Below are 19,497 nucleotides of genomic sequence, written 5' to 3' on the forward strand. Positions count from 1 at the left end.
TCATTCCCAATTGCGTCATGATATATGACTTTCTTATCGATGCGATAACTATAATTAATTTCTCTTATTCGATGACGGGGTCTAGCATAACCGCTTAATTCCTGTGGAGATGATGTTATGCCGTCTATCGTAGTTGTGGGTGCAAATTGGGGTGATGAAGGCAAAGGCCGCATCGTAGATTATTTAGCCGCTGATGCTGCTGCGAGTGTTCGCTTTCAAGGCGGTAACAACGCAGGCCATACAGTCGTAAACGACTATGGCACCTTTAAATTACACCAATTACCTAGCGGTATTTTCAATCCAAACTGCGTTGCAGTACTTGGCCCTGGCATGGTGATCAGCCCTGAAAAACTCAGTGTTGAGATCGCCGAAGTCGAAGCGGCTGGCATTGAAGTTAAGTTATGCATTTCTGACCGCGCAACCCTGTGCTTACCGATCCACGCACTGGAAGATACCTTAGAAGAACAACGCTTAGGCGATCTGGCCTACGGTTCAACCCGTCAAGGTATCGCTCCCGCCTATGGCGATCGTGTGATGAAAAAAGGCATTCTGGTTGGTTGGTTAAAGCAACCCGAAGTACTGCAAGAGCGCATTCAATTTATGCTTGATTGGAAGCTACCACAGTTAAAGGCGCTCTATCCAAGCTGTGACTTCTCCCAAACTGCCGCCGAAATGACTCAGTGGTTATTAGATGTCACCGCGCCATGGCGTCCCTTTATCTGTAACGTGACAGAGCCATTAAAAGCGCTGCAAAAACAAGATGCTAACTTACTGTTTGAAGCGCAATTAGGCGCAGGTCGTGACTTAATTTACGGTGAATATCCGTACACAACCTCTTCTAACGTGACGGCGGCTTTCGCAGGTTTAGGCAGTGGCTTACCCGCGCTGCGCCCAGAGCGCATCATTGCCGTAGCCAAAGCCTTTAGCTCATCTGTCGGTACAGGTACTTTAGTTACCGCGATGGAAGAGCAGGATGACTTCCGTAAAAACGCCAACGAGTTTGGTGCGACTACGGGTCGTCCACGTGATATGGGTTACTTCGATGCCGTTGCGACTCGTAATGGTGTTGAGCTGCAAGCAGCAACTGAAATCGCCCTGACCAAGATTGACTGCCTGACAGGCATGAAAGATCTCAAGATTTGTGTTGCCTACGACGGTGAGCACACTGAGAACCCAATTTGGCCACAAACGGCTGCATTAAGCCCAGTGTACGAGCAAATGGAAAGCTGGAGTGAAGACATCACCACTTGCCGTACCTTCGAAAGTCTGCCAAAGGCTGCACAACATTATGTTGAACGCATCGAAGCCCTCATGGGCGTGCGCGTCAGCATGGTGTCAGTTGGACCTGAGCGCGATCAAATGATCATTCGCTAACGCATCGATTACCCTACAAAAAAGCCATATTCGTTTCGGCGAATATGGCTTTTTACTTTTGCTTTTTATACTCATCCCCCATTCCAATGGGACTGAGCGACTCTCTTGGGTTTTGTTTCACAAAATAAACCGCTAGACTGCGCTCAAATGAATAATCCTATATCGATGATTTTATGCCGCAATTTAGCCCGACTTATTCTTTTCCTGTGCAAATTTACTACGAAGATACCGACTTTTCTGGTGTGGTGTATCACCCGAACTTTTTGAAATACTTCGAGCGTGCCCGTGAGCATGTGATTGGCGCCGAGCGTTTACGCGAGCTCTGGCAACAGCAACAATTAGGTTTCGCCGTGTATCGCAGTGATATGTTGTGCCACGAAGGCGTGGAATTTGCCGACATCATCGATATCCGCACTAAGTTCTACTTTGAGAGTAAATACCGCACTGTATGGCAGCAGGAAATTTGGCGACCCAACGGCAAAAAACCTGCGGTCACGGCCACCATTGAAATGGTCTGTATGAATCAAGCGCGACAACTCGCGCCGATGCCAGCAGAGTTAATCACTCAATTAAGCTTAGGAATGTGACCCCATATTGACGCAAAGCATTTTGGGTGCAGGACGGAGTCGATGCCAGTGCATCTCAAGCTCTACTGCCCGCATTGGCTTGGCGTAGCATATGCCTTGAATCCGATCGACGCCCATCTTGACTAAGAAATTAAGCACCTCTTGGGTTTCAACGCCTTCGACCGTTACTTCATAACCGAGTTTTTTAGCAATATTAATGCTGGCCTCAAGGATATATTCAGAGGGTTCGTTCGGTTTCAGATCCTCAAGAAATGCTTTATCAATCTTCACTTCGTTTGCAGGTAAATGTTTTAAATAAGCGAGGGAAGAATGACCAGTACCAAAATCATCGATGGCGAGTTTTACCCCAAGGCTGCGGATTTGCGCTAAGGTATCAACGGCTTTATTTAAATCTGCCATCAAAGTACTCTCAGTAATTTCAATCATTAAGCATTCTGGCGGTAACTGGTAATGCTTTAGGCGCGCATCGATTTCATGGGGTAAGGTTTCACTATCGAGATCGCGAGTCGATAAATTCAACGCAACACAAACAGAAATCCCCGCTAATCGCCATTTTACCTGCTGCTGGAGCACTTGTTCTAAGGCCCAATGGCTAACGAGATCGATCATACCCGCGCATTCGGCAAGTGGGATAAATTCCCCAGGAGAAACCAATCCTAGCTCTTCATGTTCCCAGCGGATTAATGCCTCGACCTGAGTGCATCCGCCTGAAGCAACATCCTGCTTAGGTTGGTAAACCATGTATAAATGATTGCGTTGTAAACCATTAGGCAAGCTATCAATAATCTTTAATTCTCGCAGCTGGCGAATATCATCATTCTCACTGTAACAGGCAATTTCGATTCGAGTTGAACGGGCTTTTTTGAGTGCCAAATCGAGTCTTCTGAGCATATTACTCACGTCTGCATGGTGCTGCGCTAATTGCAAACAGCCAATTTGTAGGCGCACACTGACTGGCGTATCCTTAATTTTAAAGGGTACCTGCAAGCGCCCACGTAAATGCAGCAACGACTCCTGCGACAAACTCTGCTCGTAATAGAGAAAAAACTCATCACCATTTAAGCGGGCAATCAGTTTCGGTTTTAGGCTTAAGCCAGTTAACCGCTCGGCAAACTGTTTTAGCAAAATATCGCCAAACACAAACCCAAAAAGATCGTTCACATAGCGAAAACGATAAATATCAATAAGGACTAAAGTACCTTGTGTGATAGGCATTAACGAAGCCAGTGCGCGTTTAAGCCCAACACGATTATTTAACCCTGTCAGCTTATCTTTGCCCATCCCCGCGGGTAACGCGGCTAACATCTCATTTAAGGAATGATACAGGGACGCATACTCTTGCGGCACGTCTGTAATGTTAAGTGGGCTTCGGTCCGTCTTTTGCTTTTCAAGTTGAGGGCATAACTGTGCTAAGAATTGCTGCTGTTGGCGCAATGCTTGGGATCTTGTGCGTAAAAGAAACAGCACGGCGATCAAAACGATAACCAACGCTAAACTGATAAACTCCAAAATAACCATACCTAGGCCTCAATCTTACAGCGTAAGCTAATGACCAATATTTCCTCACCATAGGACAAGATTAATTTCCTTCTAAGCCCTAGGATTACTGGTAACTTTCTTTGATTGAATGGAATTTATCCATAAATTCATCACTTGCTAAGTCATTCGCCGAGACGGGTAATCCACGGCTAACAAACACATCCATCCGCTGCTCAAAATCAGCTCCTGCGCGTAACTCGCCAGTGTAGAATGCCGCGGCACGGATAAAATCTAAGTAGGTAACATGGTCGGGTAAATAGGGCAAATCAGCCCATCGCTCAACTACTTCCATCACCTCAGGGGCAAAATCCCAACTTTTTAACACGGCACGACCTAAAGGGCCTTGCATTTTACGTACTAAAGAACGCAATTGCTCAATACTGGTAAATAACTCAGGATGGGCCTCCGCCTCAGTGAGCACAGGCAAAGCACCGATATTATGGACTAAACCTGCAAGGGTTAAAGTGTCTAAATTTAACTGGCTAGGACGACGCTTATTGTACATCTGCAATATGGCACAAGCCGCGGCCGTCACATCGATAGAAGTACGCCAAACCTCATCCATCACTTCCCACACCATTTCATTGGTGGAAATAAATAGCTGCTCCATCGCCACTGATGTCGCAATACTCTTAATTTGGATTAAGCCAATACGGGAGACTGCGCTATTAATACTCTCGGCGGGAATCCCACGACTATACAAGGCACTGTTGGCCACTTTAATAATACGCGCCGAAATGGCCGCATCTTGACCGATCACCTCTGCCACTTGCTTAAGACTTGCATCTGAGCGGCTCACCACTTCTTGCACCCGCATGGCGACTTCAGGCAAGGTTGGCAATACTAAGGCATCATCTTTTAATTTTTTAAGTAATCCGACTAACAGTAGATGTTCAGTAGACATCTTCGCTCCCATCAATCTGCAAACATAAAGCGGTAATAGTTGGAGTATATCAGTTGACGATCATTTGATGGGCAGAAAAAAGCATCAGACGTTAATTATTTGTATGACGCTGTTATCAATTTAGTCTCACGACAAAACATTTTACGCTTTGATATCTCAGATTAAGTTAAAGGTGAAAATCAATGGAAACACACAAATGGATTCATGGTCTCGCACGATCGTCAGAGTAAGAATGGTAGGTATATTCGTAAAACGCGAACTATACCTAATCTTAGACGTAGCAATTTGCATAAGCCTACTTTGATTGTGTAAAATGCCGCCCCCGCGCATTGCGCCTCCATCTACCAACCAATTCGAGAGTCATTATGTTTAAACCAGAGTTGTTATCTCCCGCTGGGACGCTGAAAAACATGCGTTACGCCTTTGCCTATGGTGCAGATGCCGTGTACGCCGGTCAGCCGAGATACAGCCTAAGGGTACGTAATAACGACTTTAAGATGGAAAACCTCGCAACGGGTATCGAAGAAGCCCATGCGCTGGGTAAAAAGCTTTATGTGGTGAGTAACATTGCTCCCCACAACGCCAAGCTCAAAACCTATATCAAAGATATGGAGCCAGTAGTGGCGATGAAGCCCGATGCGCTGATCATGTCAGATCCTGGCCTTATCATGATGGTGCGTGAGGCTTTCCCTGAGCAGGTGGTGCATTTATCGGTGCAAGCGAATGCCATTAACTGGGCGTCGGTCAAATTCTGGCAAACCCAAGGCATTAAACGGGTGATTTTATCCCGTGAATTATCCTTAGATGAAATCGAAGAAATTCGCCAACGTTGCCCCGATATCGAGTTAGAAGTGTTTGTCCACGGCGCCCTGTGTATGGCCTACTCAGGCCGTTGTTTGCTGTCGGGTTACATCAACAAACGCGATCCAAACCAAGGCACTTGCACTAACGCCTGCCGTTGGAAATACGATGTGCATGAAGCGCAGCAAACCGACTCGGGCGATATCATTGCTCTGTCGCCACAAGCTAATACGGTGCAAATCGAGACGCCGACCTTAGGCGCGGGTCCTGCGACCGATCAAATATTCCTGCTGCAAGAAGCCAATCGCCCCGGTGAATATATGCCAGCGTTTGAAGATGAGCATGGCACTTATATCATGAACTCTAAGGACCTGCGCGCAATCCAACACGTTGAGCGTTTGGCCAAAATGGGCATCGACTCGCTGAAGATCGAAGGCCGTACTAAGTCTTTCTACTATGTGGCCCGTACCGCACAGCTATACCGTCAGGCCATCGACGATGCTGCCTCAGGCAAGAGCTTCGATCGCAGTTTGATGAATCAACTCGAAGGCTTAGCGCACCGCGGCTACACCGAAGGTTTCTTACGTCGCCATGTCCATGATGAATACCAAAACTACGACTATGGCTACTCGGTCAGCGATACCCAACAATTTGTGGGTGAATTAACCGGTAAACGCAATCTGGCTGGCCTTGCCGAAATCGAAGTGAAGAACAAATTCTCCGTCGGCGATAGCGTTGAATTAATGACGCCGCAGGGCAATATCAGCCTCACCATCGAACAACTCGAAAACCGCAAAGCCGAAGCGGTTGAAGCGGGATTAGGTTCGGGCCATACCGTTTACTTGCCCGTGCCGAAAGAGGTTGATCTGAACCACGGCATTTTACTGCGTAACCTGCCTCAAGGTCAGGATACCCGTAACCCACACGAAGCAGGCTAAGGCATGGCATTACTGATCGACGACAGCTGCATCAATTGCGACATGTGTGAACCTGAATGCCCAAATCAGGCTATCACCATGGGGGAAGAAATCTATGAAATCGACCCAGACCGCTGCACCGAATGCGTAGGCCACTACGATAAGCCGACCTGTGTTTCCGTCTGTCCGATTGATTGTATTGACCCTGACCCTAACCGTGTCGAGTCCCACGACGAGCTGTTAGTCAAATTTGCCATACTCACGCAAAAAATTTGATTGAGCGTCAGCCGTTTAAACTTAACAAAAAGCCCCGCAATCTAAGCGGGGCTTTTGTTTATCGGTTGATTACAGCCACGTTCGCATCAGCTTAAGCTTGGGGATTTAGCTAAAATCACCGTCGGTTTTGCCTCAAGCTGCAAACGCACAATGGCATCGGCCAGTTTTTCAACGCTCAAGCGAATGGGTGTCGGCAAGCTAGCAAATTCGATACTGAGCAGCAGATTTTTTACCTCAAGCCCTAACTCGGTATCGCCTTCAATACTCAGTTTACGCTGGAAAAACAGCGTATCAGGGTCTTCTTTCGCCGCCGCAACCAACAATAATTCCGCAGACTTGGCACTAAATGTCACTTGGGCATCGGTCAGTTCACGCACCTGCCAACGGCCATCGAAACTCACTTCAAAATGCAGATTTAGATCTTCAACTCGAATCGCAACCCACTTACCTGCCAAAAAATCTAACTCGCCATCTTCAGCCTGCGACGCCAGCAGCTGTGTTAGTAGTTGGCTTAGCACCTTAGCCTTGAGGCTAAAGGGCACTTTAGAGAGTGGCAAACGGATCAGTTTTGGGGTGAGTTCGAGCAGTTGTTTTGCAAGATTAGCTGAAAAAACAGCGGACATAAGCAGTTACCTAAGGATAAAAAACACTATATCTCCCAGTTTACCGAGATTTTATGATCTTAAACCTGTTTTAAATCAATTCACCGCCATTCAATCTTCCCTACACTCTGCCCCTGTTATTTTATCGGGAGCACCATTATGGAGTTGTTGTGTCCAGCAGGAAACCTGGCCTCGCTAAAGTCGGCGCTGCAGGCCGGAGCCGATGCTGTCTACCTTGGGTTAAAGGATGATACCAATGCACGTTCATTCGCGGGCTTAAACTTCACCCCTGCAAAATTACAGGAAGCCGCCGAGCTCACCCATCAGCGGGGCAAGAAAATCTTCCTCACCTTAAATACCTTTCCTAAGCCAAATGAAGAGCACCGCTGGTATCAAGCCATCGACTTAGCGGCCAGTATTGGCGTTGATGCCTTAATCGTTGCCGATCTGTCGCTGCTCGACTATGCCCACAGGCAATATCCGCATATTCCGCTGCATTTATCGGTACAGGCCAGCGCCACCAACTTGGGCGCACTGAGTTTTTATAAAGAGGCTTTTAATATCGCGCGGGTGGTATTACCCAGAGTGCTGTCGATGAAACAAGTACGCGACCTCGCCAAGGTCAGCCCTGTCGATTTAGAGGTCTTTGCCTTTGGCAGTCTGTGCATTATGGCCGAAGGCCGCTGCCACTTATCCTCCTATGTTACCGGTCAATCACCCAACACTGGTGGCTCTTGCTCGCCAGCGAAACACGTGCGCTGGCAGGAACAGGGCCAAGACAGGCTGACTCGCCTCAACGAGGTCTTAATTGATAAATCAGGGCTCGATGAACAAATGGGCTACCCCGTCGTCTGTAAAGGCCGTTATCTCACCCAAGACGATGATAAACCGCAATATCTGCTCGAGTCCCCCACCAGTTTAAATACCCTTAGCTTGCTGCCTGAGCTTGCCAAAGCGGGCATAGTGTCACTTAAGATTGAGGGGCGTCAGCGCAGCCCTGCCTATGTGGAGCAGGTAACCAAGGTTTGGCGTCAAGCGATTGATACTTATCTTAATAATCCAGATAAATTCCAGACTCAGGCCCATTGGGAGCAAGCCCTCGCGAAAGTATCCGAAGGCCAAATTACCACCTTAGGCGCCTACGAGCGTGACTGGCAATAGCCCTAGCGATAACCACAAAGAAGAAACGATTATGAAAATTTCCCTCGGCCCACTGCTCTATTGCTGGGAAAAACAACAGGTCATCGACTTTTACCAGCAGGTGGCCAATAGTCAGATCCCGTTAGTTTATTTGGGTGAAGCCGTTTGTAGCCGTCGACGCGAACTCAAGTTTGGCGACTATCTCGAACTGGCCAAAATGCTTAAATCTGCGGGTAAAGAGGTGGTGCTGTCAACGCTCGCCCTTATCGAAGCGCCCTCGGAATACACAGAGCTTAAACGTCAGGTCGATAATGGCGAATTTAGCATTGAGGCCAACGACATGGCGGCAGTGTATCTCGCTAAGGAGCACAAGCTGCCCTTTGTCTGTGGCGCCAGCATCAATAACTACAACCGCGCCAGTTTAGATATTTTGCAGCGCTTTGGCATGCAGCGCTTTGTGATGCCAGTAGAACTGTCAAAGGCTTGGCTGAGCCAAGTGGTCGCGCAAAAGCCCGAATTCGAAGTCGAAGTACTCGGCCATGGCTACTTGCCGCTCGCCCACTCGGCGCGTTGCTTTACTGCAAGGCATCAACATTTGTCGAAGGACAGCTGCGAAACCGTTTGCCGCCAATACAGCAAGGGTTTACTAGCACAAACCCAAGAAGCTCAGCCTTTGCTGAGGTTAAATGGCATTCAAACCCAGTCGGCCAGCTGTGTCGATTTACGCAGTGAAATCAATGAAATGATAAAGGTTGGCGTAGATGTGTTTCGGGTTTCGCCCAGCAGCGTAGCCTGTATCACCAAGGCCGATACGCTGGTCGAGGCATTAACTAGCGAGGCAACGGACGCTCAGTTTCCTCTTAGCGATGAGCACTGTAACGGTTACTGGTTTGGCGAAGCAGGGCTAAAATCCTTCGTCAGATAAAAGACATAGCCTACTTCACTCAAGCGTTGTCTCCTGGGTGAATGTGGGGATACATGATGGTGGCGTTAATAGCAGCGCCACCGTCCAACTTAATAGACTCCCAAGCCCAATCCATTCCAGCAATGCAGGCCACCATAAATCGGGCCTTGGCAATTGCAGTATCATTTCTTGATAGAAAGGTCTGTCTCCTTCCGTTAAGCCCAATGCTAACAGCGGCACATAGAGAAAAGTCATCATACTGAGCAATACCAACAGCGCTAATAATATCGTCAAGCGCTGACGGTGCTGCGAGCCGAATCCCACCCATAGTAGATAACAAATTGCACTTAAGCTGCCAAAGTAGAAAAACCATTTAAGTGCGAGGATATGCAAGTGATACACATTGACCGGAAATAGCCCAACACAGGCCAAGGCTAAAAACGTCAGTGCTAAAGCGCAAAAGAAAGGATACCCCCAAAACCCGCTTACAGTCTGTAGGGAGGAAAGACAATAAAAAACAACGCTTAAACTGCCAAAAAATAAACCGCCATTGAGTACCACGGCAAAGCTAGAATGACCATAGGTACCCAATTCACTCAGTGTATGATTTAAAAAATTGAAGGAGCGTGTTTCAGAATAATCAAATCCGAATACCGCCACACAGATCCCCAGCATCAATCCAAAAATACCAAGAAAACCAAACTTAGTGGCAAGTGCCGAGCCCCTTGTTGCCATATTCATTTTTATAACAGTCATGGATAATTTAGCCAAACCAAAGTAGTACTAACTTACATGGAATTACAAAGAATTAAAGCGGCCCCTATCCTCTTTAGCGTAATATTTTATTTCATCACTATTCGCGATTTTTTAGTCATCGCAAAAACACTCGTAATTTAGTCATTTTTCAATAAAATATATGCAAATCCAAAGTTAAAAATGAATAAATAATCACAATAAATTCAATTATCGCTGTATCGTCCCAAAAGGTTACCCCATCATTCTCACCAGTGTTAGTTGGCTCACATTAAGTTAGCAACAACTGAAGCCCCGATACGATTCATGGACAAAAAAGCATCTAAAAGTGTATTTAGTGAAGATCCATTGAGAAAATTTTGAACAAAATATCACAAAAAAACCAATAACCCCAAGAGCAAAACAACTCAATAAACAATTCGCAACACCATTCTATAATCATTTGATTCAATTAAATAAACTGCATCAAAACGTAATTTCACGCCAAAATCATTCATTAGAAACCGCCCAAATAACTATGCTATTTTGCTGCTTATCTCAAACAAATTTCCGAATCGTTTTACATGGCGGCGCTAAGCGAGTAATCTTCCCCCTTCTCGATTTTGAGTTGAATGAAAATGCACCTCACCCCAGCAAAGAATGCGGTTTTGAGAGAGCATTTATTCAAGTTTATTTGTGCGACTCGTACTTTAAGGTGTACACCATTGGCTACTGAACATAAAAACCGCAACATTAAGACGATACTCACCTTTATCGTCCCTTCGCTGATCGGTCTGCTGCTGTTTATGACCCCTATCAGCTATAACGATGCGATAACGATTCCCATCGCAATCATCTCTAAAGCACTGCAAAGCGTGTTAAGCGATGTATTAACCTTAATCGTGACTGTGATTGTTGTCGCCATGGCCTTGGCTTCGTTGCTGACAAAGTTACTCAAACCTAAGTTTGTGCTGAACAATCACTTCCTCAATGGTTTACTCAACATCAGCCCGCTGTGGCTTACCACCCGTGTCGTTGGCGCTGTCTTTATCGTGCTGACCTACTTTGGCATTGGCCCCGAAGCGATTAACTCTTCAAGTACCGGTGCCTTAGTGCTGAACGACCTGTTACCGGTACTCTTCTCGGTGTTTATCTTCGCTGGTATGTTGCTGCCACTGCTATTAAACTTCGGTCTATTAGAGCTATTTGGTACTCTGCTGACCAAAGTGATGCGCCCCGTGTTTAACCTGCCAGGTCGCAGCGCCATCGACTGTATGGCCTCTTGGTTAGGTGATGGTAGCGTTGGGATCCTGTTGACAAGCAAGCAATACGAAGCGCGTTTTTACACCCAAAGGGAAGCCGCAGTTATCGGTACCACCTTCTCGGCGGTGTCAATTACCTTCAGCTTAGTGGTGATCTCACAGGTAAAGTTAGAGCATATGTTTGTGCCCTTCTACCTGACCGTGTGTTTAGCGGGTTTTGCGGCCGCCGTGATTGTGCCTAAGCTGCCGCCACTGTCGTGGAAAAAAGATAACTATATCGACGATACGCCACGTCAACCTGATGATGAGATGATCCCCGCAGGACACGGCGCACTCTCTTGGGGCTTTGATAAAGCGCTCGAGAAAGCGGCCAGTGCTGGTGGTATCAAAGCCGTCTTAAATGAAGGTATTAAAAACGTTATCGATATGATATTTGGCATTCTCCCTGTAGTAATGGCCATTGGTACCACGGCGCTGATCATCGCCGAGCATACGTCCATCTTCAATTACTTAGGTATGCCGTTTATTCCGTTACTGGAACTGCTGCATATCCCTGAAGCCACCGAAGCCTCTAAAACCATCGTTGTTGGCTTTGCCGATATGTTTATTCCGTCGATTTTAGCCAGCTCTATCGAATCGGATATGACCCGCTTTGTGATTGCCGCCTTATCAGTAACCCAGCTGATTTACATGAGCGAAGTGGGCGCACTGCTGATTGGCAGTAAGATCCCAGTGAATTTTGTTGAGCTTTTTGTCGTGTTCGTACTGCGCACCTTAGTGACTCTGCCAGTCATTGCTGGCGTGGCTCATTTGCTGTTCTAAGCGCAACATCACCTTAAATATCAAGGGGAGTCAGATTTAACTGACTCCCCTTTTTTGTATCACTTATAAATGCATTCATTAACGAACTCATACACAAACAGGCTGTTTTGATTACTTCGTTGGGTGTGGGTTAGTCGTACAAACTCCACTCGCCACCATATAACTCAGTTTTACAGGAAGTCATTTAGAATTTCTGGATACTACTGTTGAAAGATAAAGTTTGGCCGTTTAATTCTTTAAGTGCTGTCTTTTGGTGAGCCATGGCATTCGCGTAATTTGTAAGTTTTAAAAAGAAATACGCAGCATGTTTTGGGACAGAAATCATTTAGTAGCTTTACTTATTAGCTCCATTTGTGGGCCAATGACCTATCCAGAAAATGCATAATAATTAAACTAATTTGAATATTCATATCTGCTATCTCGAAAAAAAACAGCACTAATTTAAAAATATCGAGCTCTTTTCATCAAGCATTAACTACGTGAAAAGAGCTCTTCATATCACTACAACTGCCCACCCACACCTTTGAATTTTTCAACAAAAGCGGCAATTTTCTGAAAAACCGTTTGCTTCTGGGTTCGGTACTGTGGGTTCAATGGGCTAAGTTTGGGCAGCGCCTCATTAAGTGCAGTGCCATTTTCAGAGGCGTACTCACGTTTGAGTGATGACGCAATATAGCGTTTGGCAGCATCGATATTGAGCTTTTCAGAGGCAATAATGGCATCGGCTTCGCGCTTCTGCTCCGCCTGGGCGAATTTGAAGAAAGCGTCGATAATGCTGGCTTTGTCATTGATCTCATCTAGGTTTGTCTGGTTAATAAAATCAACCACCAAGCTTTCTTTCGCTCTATTGCCAAGGCTACCGCGGATCATACGACGAACTTCTTCAATCAAGCCTTCTTTGCTCTTGTTCTTCTTATTGTGATCAAAAATAAGTTCAAGAATATAATCGAGGTTTATTTCCTGAGATTTAAGCAAATCAATTTCAAAGACCACGTCGTCCCAGTCTACCGTTGATTTATCTTTGTCCTGACCTTCTTTATCGCGTCGCAACCAGTCACGGGTATCGTTGTAGGTAGAGCGATAATCTTGAATAGCACGCTCACTTGGCATATCGATGGTTTGCATTGCCTCGATGTCAGCATCGTCCAGATAGTACTTTGACTTGAACTCTTCAACCGCTTGTTCATCACTGGTATCTAGGCTTTGCAGTGCTTTTAATCCAGCAAACTCATCGTAGTTTTGTAAAATATTTTCTGCTTTGAGGTATTCACCAAATAGCTTGGCAAATTCCTTTTTATCTTGTTCTTTTTCAATATTTTCTGGGTTTGGAAAGCGTTCTTGCAGCTCTTTTACGATATCAACAAAACCTCGACGCGCTTGGCCAGTAGCAATATCGTTAAAACCTTCCATGTATTCTTTGTAGCTCTTCTCCAACACCACGTTTTTGGTGTTTTTGTCACCAAACAAGGTGATGGCGTCAATGGTTGCCTGTTCCAAGTCCCGGAAGGTAACAATATTGCCAAAGGTCTTCGTCGCATCATAAATGCGGTTAGTGCGAGAAAACGCCTGCATCAAGCCGTGATAGCGCAAATTCTTATCAACAAACAAGGTGTTAAGCGCAGGCGCATCAAAGCCCGTTAAAAACATACCGACCACTATGAGCAGATCTATTTCTTGATTCTTCACTCGCTGAGCAAGGTCACGGTAATAATTCTGAAAGCCATTACTGTCCACGCCATAGTTAGATTTAAATAGGGCGTTGTAATCCGTAATCGCGGCGCTCAAAAACTCTTTTGCGCTGCTGTTCATGGCACTGACTTCAAAACTCTCATCTAAAATATCACCAATGGCGTCCTGCTCTTCATTGGCTGCAAATGAGAAGATAGTTGCAATGCGCAGAGGCTTACTTGTGGGTCCATTTTCGGCCTCGGCCTGCAATGTTTTGAAGGTTTCATAGTACGCTTTCGCTGCATCAACACTACTTACCGCAAACATGGCGTTAAACCCTTTAGCGCCAGAATAGGCTCGATGCGTTTTCTGATTAAAATGGCTCAGAATATACTGCGAGATTTCACCAATGCGCATTGGATGTAAGAAGGCTTTCTTATTCTCAGCGGCACTAAGCTTCTTATCATCCTGCTCAGTCTCAATGCTCTTAAATTGCGGACGAACATCGTTATAGTCCACTTTGAACTTGAGTACTTTTTCATCACGAATGGCATCAGTGATCACATACGTGTGCAACTGCTGGCCAAACACGCTGCCCGTGGTTTCAGCACCCAAGGCATTTTCAGGGAAAATTGGCGTACCGGTAAATCCAAACTGGTAGTACTTTTTGAATTTCTTCTTCAGGTTTTTCTGCGCTTCACCAAACTGGCTTCGATGACACTCATCAAAAATAAAGACAACCTGCTTGTTGTAGATAGCTAAATCGCTTTCACTTTTGATTAAGTTGTTGAGCTTTTGGATTGTGGTGACGACAATCTTGTTATCGTCTTTATCTAGGTTACTCTTAAGCCCTGCGGTACTGTCTGAACCGTTCACACTATCAGGCGAGAACCGCTGATACTCTTTCATCGTCTGATAGTCGAGGTCTTTTCGGTCCACCACAAAGAAGACTTTATCGATACAGTCTAAATCGGTGGCCAAACGTGCCGCTTTAAAGCTGGTGAGTGTTTTGCCTGAACCCGTAGTGTGCCAAATGTACCCACCGCTCTCGGTGCTGCTCCAGTTCTTAGCGTTAAACGCGCTCTTTATCTTCCATAAAATGCGCTCAGTAGCCGCAATTTGGTAAGGGCGCATTACAAGTAAGGTATTGCTGACGTCAAACACCGAGTAACGCAAGATCACTTCAAGCAAGGTCTCTTTCTGGAAAAAAGTGGCGGTAAAGTCTTTTAAATCCTTGATCAGCGTATTGTCTGACTTCGCCCAGTTCATCGTAAAATCGAAGCTGTTTTTGTCGCGCTTGGTGGTATTGGCAAAATAGCGCGTGTCGGTGCCATTAGAGATCACAAAAAGCTGCAAGAACTTGTACAAGGAGTGATCGCTATTAAAGCTTTCTTTGCTGTAGCGATGTATTTGATTAAACGCCTCACGGACCGCCACACCACGCTTTTTCAGTTCGATTTGCACCAAAGGCAAACCATTGATCAAAATCGTCACATCGTAACGGTTGGCATGGCTTCCCGTTTGCTCAAACTGCTTAATGACCTGCACTTTGTTACGAGCAATGGTCTTCTTATCAAACAGGTAGATGTTTTCTATATGGCCATCATCAAAGACAAAATCGAAAATATAGTCACTGTGCACTTTGCGAGTTTTATCAAGAATATTGTCGCTTGGTGTGTTCAGGTATTGCTCGCAAAAGCGAGCCCACTCGGCATCGGTAAATTCGACCTTATTAAGGGCTTGTAGCTGCTTGCGCACATTCGCCAGCATGGCATCGGGCGTGGTTAGTGCCGATAAATACTCATAGCCCTGGTTGCTTAGGTCCTGAATCAGCTCACGTTCTAAATCACCTTCGCTTTGAAAGCTTTCGTTAACCTGCCACTCTTTAGTGTATTTATCTAACACAATAAAGTTATTGGATTCTGCCACCGCTTTATAAGTCGTCATTCGTTTACATCCTTTTTTGTTAGCCGTGGTGTTTTCCAAAATGGAACCAGCCACTGCATCGCATTATTCAGTGACTTGCCAATGGCCGGTTTTATCTGAACCTACCCGAGTTAACCTGCCTTCTTTTTGTAGTTTGCTAATGGCGCGACCAATGGTTCTAACGTCTTTATTCAAGGTATCGGCGAGTTGTTGTCGGGTTAGCTCGGGCGTGTTACTGAGCAATGCTAAAATAGCCTCAGGCGTTTTAAGGCCCGTTACATTGATAAGGGTATTTACAGGGGCGTTTTCACCTTCTCTTAGAGGGGCACTTACAGAGGCGTTTTGCGCGAGTGTTTGCTGAATAACCGACAACATAAAATGAATAAACGGCGTACTGTCTGCTTGGTTATCGGCCTGCTCAAGGGCGTGATAATAGGCTTGCTGATGGTCTTTAATCACACTTTCTAGCGGCAAAGATAAAAACAACGGATGCCACTTGGACAAAATCAGCGTTTGCCATAACCGCCCCATACGACCGTTACCATCGGCAAAGGGGTGAATAAACTCAAATTCGTAATGAAATACACAACTGGCGATCAATGGGTGATCTTTTGTTTGCTTAAGCCATTGGATTAAATCAGCCATTAAACCGGATACCTGATGCGCAGGCGGCGCAACATGGTGCACCACACCACCTTTATGGATACCCACGCCTTTACTGCGAAACTCACCGGCATTCACAAGAATATCTGACAGCATTAAACCGTGAGCCGTGAGTAAATCGTCAATGGCGCTGGGTGTGAATGCAGGCAGTGCATCATAAGCGGCAATCGCGCCTTTTACCTCGGCTAGCTCACGCACGCTGCCCAGCACAGGCTTACCCTCAACAATGGCGGTAATTTGTTCTTCAGTTAAGCTATTGCCTTCAATCGCCAGCGTGCCGGTAATGGTTTTAATGCGATTTTGCTTGCGCAGTTGCGGCGAGGCATTGAGCTGGCTGGCATTTAACTCGCCGACCTGCTGGCTGATTTGTGCCACCAAGTTCAAAATATCGCTGGTGATGGTAAAAGGTGGTTGATAGGCCATTAAGCAGCCTCCTTATGCTTGCCATCTTTGGCAGTTATTCGACAATCTCGAATAACTGGCGCTGCTATTTCCGTTAGCATTTTACTCATTAAGCTGCCTCATCTGAATGAGATTTCGGCCCGCCTGCCGGACTGGCAGGGAAGCTCAACAACAGGTCACGATAATACTCGTATTGCTTTTGGCGTAGCTCGATTTCGCGGGGCAGACCTTCTTGGATAGAAGTGGTTAAGGTGTCGAACTTATCTAAGATGGCGACAACACGAGCCTGTTCAGCCAAAGACCTTTCAGGTTCATTGGGGTATGGCACTGGAATAAGCGTTTTTTTGATATTGTCATTGTACAATCGCTTAATTACACCGCCGTCAGAAACGTTCCAGTTTGCTATTTGATAAAAGTAAAATAGGTATTTGTTTAGCACTTTACTTTCATCATTTTCAAGCCAAACAATATTACTGTCTTGAAAATAGGCATCTTCACCATTAAAAATTACTGCTCTACCAATAGTTCCACTAGCTGATATAAGTATCTCACCCACTCTTGGATAATTATATTTACTCTTGTATTCTTCAAAAGTATCTCGTGAAATATAGGCATTAGGCTCTTTACCGAATGTTCCTATCTTAAAAAATGGGATGTCACCGATGTCAGAAGTTTCATTCTTCATTATACGCTTGCACATACGAACTTCACCAATCCAACCTAACGTCTTCCACTCAACGTCACCCTCTTCAAAACCCAACAACTGGTCGCGGTAGTAGTTGTATTGTTTTTTACGCATGTTAAGCTCGGCGGTCAGCTCGGCGGTCATGGCGGTAAATGCGTCCAGAATACGCACTATTTCAGCTTGTATTGCCAGCGATTTTTCTGGATTATCAGGGCATGGGATAGGGATACTAAAGTCTTTGACCTTCGCATCAGAAATAGCTGGATATGCAGAACCACTCTGATTCTCTTCAAGGTACTTTTTAAAATCACTTGAGGAAATCAAATGCAAAATCCACTTAGGTAGAGTCACATCCCTTTTCACTCGCAATACACAATATCCTGTGCTCGCAACTGCTCCATCATATTCCTCATCAATTAAGCAATAGCGCATTTGTGTCGGACGAGTTGTTGCAAATAATACATCGTCTTTTTTTACAAGCTTTTGAGCACGGCTGGGTGCATTGCTAGCTTTTACCTCTGTTGTTTCTATTATTTTTTTTGTATCAACGCTGACTGAAGTTAGATCAATATACTGATGGCGTTCAGAAGTTTCACGCCACTTTATATTTGTAGTTCGCTCAGTAACTTCGCTGATCGGAAACCAAACCACTTCAACACCATCGAGTAGTTTCTCTACATAGCTAAAATCGTTCATGCCTCAACCTCCTCACCGTCAATTTCCGCAACTATGGCATCAATATCACTGCGAAGTCGGTCTATTTTCGCAACGGTAATTTTAAGCTCTGCATTGAGCTTATTTATGTCTACTAACTCACGAGTATCTTCGGACTCTACATAACTGCTTACCGAAAGGTTGTAACCATTGCCTGCTATGATCTCCAATTCAACCGATTTAGCAAAATGATCCACGTTCTCTTTGCTGGCAAACACTGCCATGATGTCTTCAATGTGCTGCTCAGTCAGTACGTTGTTATTGGTTTCTTTTTTAAACAGTCCGCTAGCATCAATAAACTGAGTGGTAGTGTCGGTTTTGTGTTTAGAAAGCACTAAAATATTCACCGCAATGGTGGTGCCAAAAAACAGGTTAGGTGCCAGTGAAATCACTGTTTCAACATAGTTGTTATCAACCAGATATTGGCGAATTTTTTGCTCAGCACCGCCACGGTAAAAAATACCGGGGAAGCAAACAATCGCTGCACGACCTTTGCTTGATAGGTAACTAAGTGCATGTAATACAAAAGCAAAGTCTGCTTTTGATTTTGGGGCGAGAACACCTGCGGGCGCAAAGCGGTCATCGTTGATTAGGGTTGGGTCGTCGCTACCAATCCATTTCACTGAATAAGGCGGGTTAGAGACAATGGCATCAAAGGGTTTATCATCTAAAAAGTGTGGTTCGGTTAAGGTATCACCCAACTGAATATTAAACTTGTCGTAGTTAATGTTGTGCAAAAACATATTCATACGCGCCAAGTTGTAGGTAGTGTGGTTGAGCTCTTGACCAAAAAAACCATCTTCAATGATATGCGCATCAAAGTGCTTTTTAGCTTGTAACAGCAACGAGCCCGAACCCGCCGCAGGGTCATAGATTTTATTGACACTGGTTTGGCCGTGCATGGCCAACTGCGCGATCAATTTTGAAACGTGCTGAGGGGTGAAAAATTCACCACCGGATTTACCCGCATTGGCGGCATAGTTTGAAATCAGGAACTCGTAGGCATCACCGAATAAATCAATTTGGTTGTCTTCAAAATTACCGAAGGTTAAACCTGCCACGCCTTTTAACACAGCTGCCAGGCGTTTGTTTTTTGCCTCTACCGTATTACCCAGACGATTACTGGTGGTATCAAAATCCGCAAACAAGCCTTTGATGTCTTTTTCTGAATCATAGCCATTGGCTGAGTTTTCGATTGCAGCAAAAATTGCTGCCAAATCCGTATTTAAATTTTCGTTTTTGTGTGCATTAGCCGCTACATTGCTAAACAACTGGCTAGGGTAAAGAAAGTAGCCTTTGGTTTTAATGGCATCTTCTTTAGCAAACTTGATGTTTTCATCATCGTCAGACATGGCAGCATAATTAACGCTCTCATCTCCGCCTGTGATGTAGTTGACAAAGTTTTCACTGATAAAACGGTAGAACAGCGTACCCAGTACATATTGTTTAAAATCCCAACCATCCACTGAGCCTCTTACATCGTTGGCAATCGCCCATATTTGGCGTTGAAGTTCGGCACGTTGTTGTAAACTTGTCATTATTAGAATTCCTGATCGTTCTAAATTGCACTTTATGAGGG

General features: G+C 45.4%; 15 protein-coding genes. 7 read left to right on the forward strand and 8 right to left on the reverse strand.

All coding sequences use genetic code 11. From position 1 onward, the window contains the following. Positions 1-117: 117 nt before the first annotated feature. A complete protein-coding gene (locus tag CEQ32_RS09640) occupies positions 118-1,374 on the forward strand; it encodes an adenylosuccinate synthase (RefSeq protein ID WP_037415384.1) in 1,257 nt (418 codons plus the stop codon). A 173-nt stretch (positions 1,375-1,547) separates the two neighbouring features. Further along, complete coding sequence (locus CEQ32_RS09645) at positions 1,548-1,961, forward strand: thioesterase family protein (RefSeq protein ID WP_037415381.1); 414 nt, start codon at positions 1,548-1,550, stop codon at positions 1,959-1,961. Here CEQ32_RS09645 and CEQ32_RS09650 read toward each other — a convergent pair. Both CEQ32_RS09650 and CEQ32_RS09655 read right to left on the reverse strand, forming a co-directional pair. Then, on the reverse strand, positions 1,950-3,479 hold the full coding sequence (locus CEQ32_RS09650) for a putative bifunctional diguanylate cyclase/phosphodiesterase (RefSeq protein ID WP_088585927.1): 1,530 nt from the start codon (positions 3,477-3,479) through the stop codon (positions 1,950-1,952). The genes CEQ32_RS09645 and CEQ32_RS09650 overlap by 12 nt on opposite strands. An 85-nt stretch (positions 3,480-3,564) precedes the next feature. Then, entirely contained in the window at positions 3,565-4,404 is an 840-nt protein-coding gene (locus tag CEQ32_RS09655) for an HDOD domain-containing protein (RefSeq protein WP_037415376.1), read from the reverse strand. A 365-nt stretch (positions 4,405-4,769) separates the two neighbouring features. On the opposite strand from CEQ32_RS09655, the gene yegQ reads away from it, so the two are divergent. Beyond that, on the forward strand, positions 4,770-6,143 hold the full coding sequence (gene yegQ / locus CEQ32_RS09660) for a tRNA 5-hydroxyuridine modification protein YegQ (RefSeq protein WP_055647295.1): 1,374 nt from the start codon (positions 4,770-4,772) through the stop codon (positions 6,141-6,143). Positions 6,144-6,146: 3 nt separating this feature from the next. Beyond that, the gene (locus CEQ32_RS09665; RefSeq protein WP_011621854.1) at positions 6,147-6,398 is read left to right on the forward strand and encodes a YfhL family 4Fe-4S dicluster ferredoxin; all 252 of its coding nucleotides are present in this window, start codon (positions 6,147-6,149) and stop codon (positions 6,396-6,398) included. Between the two features lie 86 nt (positions 6,399-6,484). Here CEQ32_RS09665 and ubiT read toward each other — a convergent pair whose 3' ends face one another. Next, the gene (ubiT, locus tag CEQ32_RS09670) at positions 6,485-7,021 is read right to left on the reverse strand and encodes a ubiquinone anaerobic biosynthesis accessory factor UbiT (protein WP_055647294.1); all 537 of its coding nucleotides are present in this window, start codon (positions 7,019-7,021) and stop codon (positions 6,485-6,487) included. 138 nt (positions 7,022-7,159) lie between these two features. On the opposite strand from ubiT, the gene ubiU reads away from it, so the two are divergent. Beyond that, the gene (gene ubiU, locus CEQ32_RS09675; RefSeq protein WP_088585928.1) at positions 7,160-8,161 is read left to right on the forward strand and encodes a ubiquinone anaerobic biosynthesis protein UbiU; all 1,002 of its coding nucleotides are present in this window, start codon (positions 7,160-7,162) and stop codon (positions 8,159-8,161) included. 31 nt (positions 8,162-8,192) lie between these two features. Continuing rightward, positions 8,193-9,065: a U32 family peptidase gene (locus CEQ32_RS09680; RefSeq protein ID WP_088586973.1), complete on the forward strand. Its 873-nt coding sequence runs from the start codon at positions 8,193-8,195 to the stop codon at positions 9,063-9,065. Positions 9,066-9,080: 15 nt separating this feature from the next. On the opposite strand, the gene CEQ32_RS09685 is transcribed toward CEQ32_RS09680, so the two are convergent. Continuing rightward, positions 9,081-9,800, reverse strand: coding sequence for a DUF998 domain-containing protein (locus CEQ32_RS09685; RefSeq protein ID WP_069454456.1), 720 nt, complete (start codon positions 9,798-9,800; stop codon positions 9,081-9,083). Positions 9,801-10,501: 701 nt separating this feature from the next. Between CEQ32_RS09685 and CEQ32_RS09690 the strand changes: the two genes are divergently transcribed. Then, positions 10,502-11,860: a YjiH family protein gene (locus tag CEQ32_RS09690; RefSeq protein ID WP_088585929.1), complete on the forward strand. Its 1,359-nt coding sequence runs from the start codon at positions 10,502-10,504 to the stop codon at positions 11,858-11,860. Between the two features lie 501 nt (positions 11,861-12,361). On the opposite strand, the gene CEQ32_RS09695 is transcribed toward CEQ32_RS09690, so the two are convergent. The 4 genes from CEQ32_RS09695 to CEQ32_RS09710 all read right to left on the reverse strand — a co-directional run bounded on the left by CEQ32_RS09695 (position 12,362) and on the right by CEQ32_RS09710 (position 19,456). Further along, a complete protein-coding gene (locus tag CEQ32_RS09695) occupies positions 12,362-15,475 on the reverse strand; it encodes an HsdR family type I site-specific deoxyribonuclease (RefSeq protein WP_088585930.1) in 3,114 nt (1,037 codons plus the stop codon). Between the two features lie 63 nt (positions 15,476-15,538). Next, a complete protein-coding gene (locus CEQ32_RS09700; RefSeq protein WP_054104205.1) occupies positions 15,539-16,540 on the reverse strand; it encodes a Fic family protein in 1,002 nt (333 codons plus the stop codon). Between the two features lie 88 nt (positions 16,541-16,628). Then, on the reverse strand, positions 16,629-17,900 hold the full coding sequence (locus tag CEQ32_RS09705) for a restriction endonuclease subunit S (protein WP_113605643.1): 1,272 nt from the start codon (positions 17,898-17,900) through the stop codon (positions 16,629-16,631). Further along, on the reverse strand, positions 17,897-19,456 hold the full coding sequence (locus tag CEQ32_RS09710) for a type I restriction-modification system subunit M (protein ID WP_029627959.1): 1,560 nt from the start codon (positions 19,454-19,456) through the stop codon (positions 17,897-17,899). Before CEQ32_RS09710 ends, CEQ32_RS09705 begins: the two co-directional genes overlap by 4 nt. Between the last annotated feature and the right edge of the window lie 41 nt (positions 19,457-19,497).

Origin of the sequence: Shewanella sp. FDAARGOS_354 (assembly GCF_002209245.2) — a bacterium.
Classification (GTDB): domain Bacteria; phylum Pseudomonadota; class Gammaproteobacteria; order Enterobacterales; family Shewanellaceae; genus Shewanella; species Shewanella xiamenensis.

Bases quoted from the DNA above. Each gene is read 5' to 3' on its own strand.
- CEQ32_RS09665 (WP_011621854.1), top strand. From the start codon at position 6,147: ATGGCATTACTGATCGACGACAGCTGCATCAATTGCGACATGTGTGAA.
- yegQ (WP_055647295.1), top strand. From the start codon at position 4,770: ATGTTTAAACCAGAGTTGTTATCTCCCGCTGGGACGCTGAAAAACATG.
- CEQ32_RS09640 (WP_037415384.1), top strand. From the start codon at position 118: ATGCCGTCTATCGTAGTTGTGGGTGCAAATTGGGGTGATGAAGGCAAA.
- CEQ32_RS09705 (WP_113605643.1), bottom strand. From the start codon at position 17,900: ATGAACGATTTTAGCTATGTAGAGAAACTACTCGATGGTGTTGAAGTG.
- CEQ32_RS09680 (WP_088586973.1), top strand. From the start codon at position 8,193: ATGAAAATTTCCCTCGGCCCACTGCTCTATTGCTGGGAAAAACAACAG.
- CEQ32_RS09700 (WP_054104205.1), bottom strand. From the start codon at position 16,540: ATGGCCTATCAACCACCTTTTACCATCACCAGCGATATTTTGAACTTG.
- CEQ32_RS09645 (WP_037415381.1), top strand. From the start codon at position 1,548: ATGCCGCAATTTAGCCCGACTTATTCTTTTCCTGTGCAAATTTACTAC.
- ubiT (WP_055647294.1), bottom strand. From the start codon at position 7,021: ATGTCCGCTGTTTTTTCAGCTAATCTTGCAAAACAACTGCTCGAACTC.
- CEQ32_RS09655 (WP_037415376.1), bottom strand. From the start codon at position 4,404: ATGTCTACTGAACATCTACTGTTAGTCGGATTACTTAAAAAATTAAAA.
- CEQ32_RS09685 (WP_069454456.1), bottom strand. From the start codon at position 9,800: ATGACTGTTATAAAAATGAATATGGCAACAAGGGGCTCGGCACTTGCC.
- CEQ32_RS09695 (WP_088585930.1), bottom strand. From the start codon at position 15,475: ATGACGACTTATAAAGCGGTGGCAGAATCCAATAACTTTATTGTGTTA.
- CEQ32_RS09650 (WP_088585927.1), bottom strand. From the start codon at position 3,479: ATGGTTATTTTGGAGTTTATCAGTTTAGCGTTGGTTATCGTTTTGATC.
- ubiU (WP_088585928.1), top strand. From the start codon at position 7,160: ATGGAGTTGTTGTGTCCAGCAGGAAACCTGGCCTCGCTAAAGTCGGCG.
- CEQ32_RS09710 (WP_029627959.1), bottom strand. From the start codon at position 19,456: ATGACAAGTTTACAACAACGTGCCGAACTTCAACGCCAAATATGGGCG.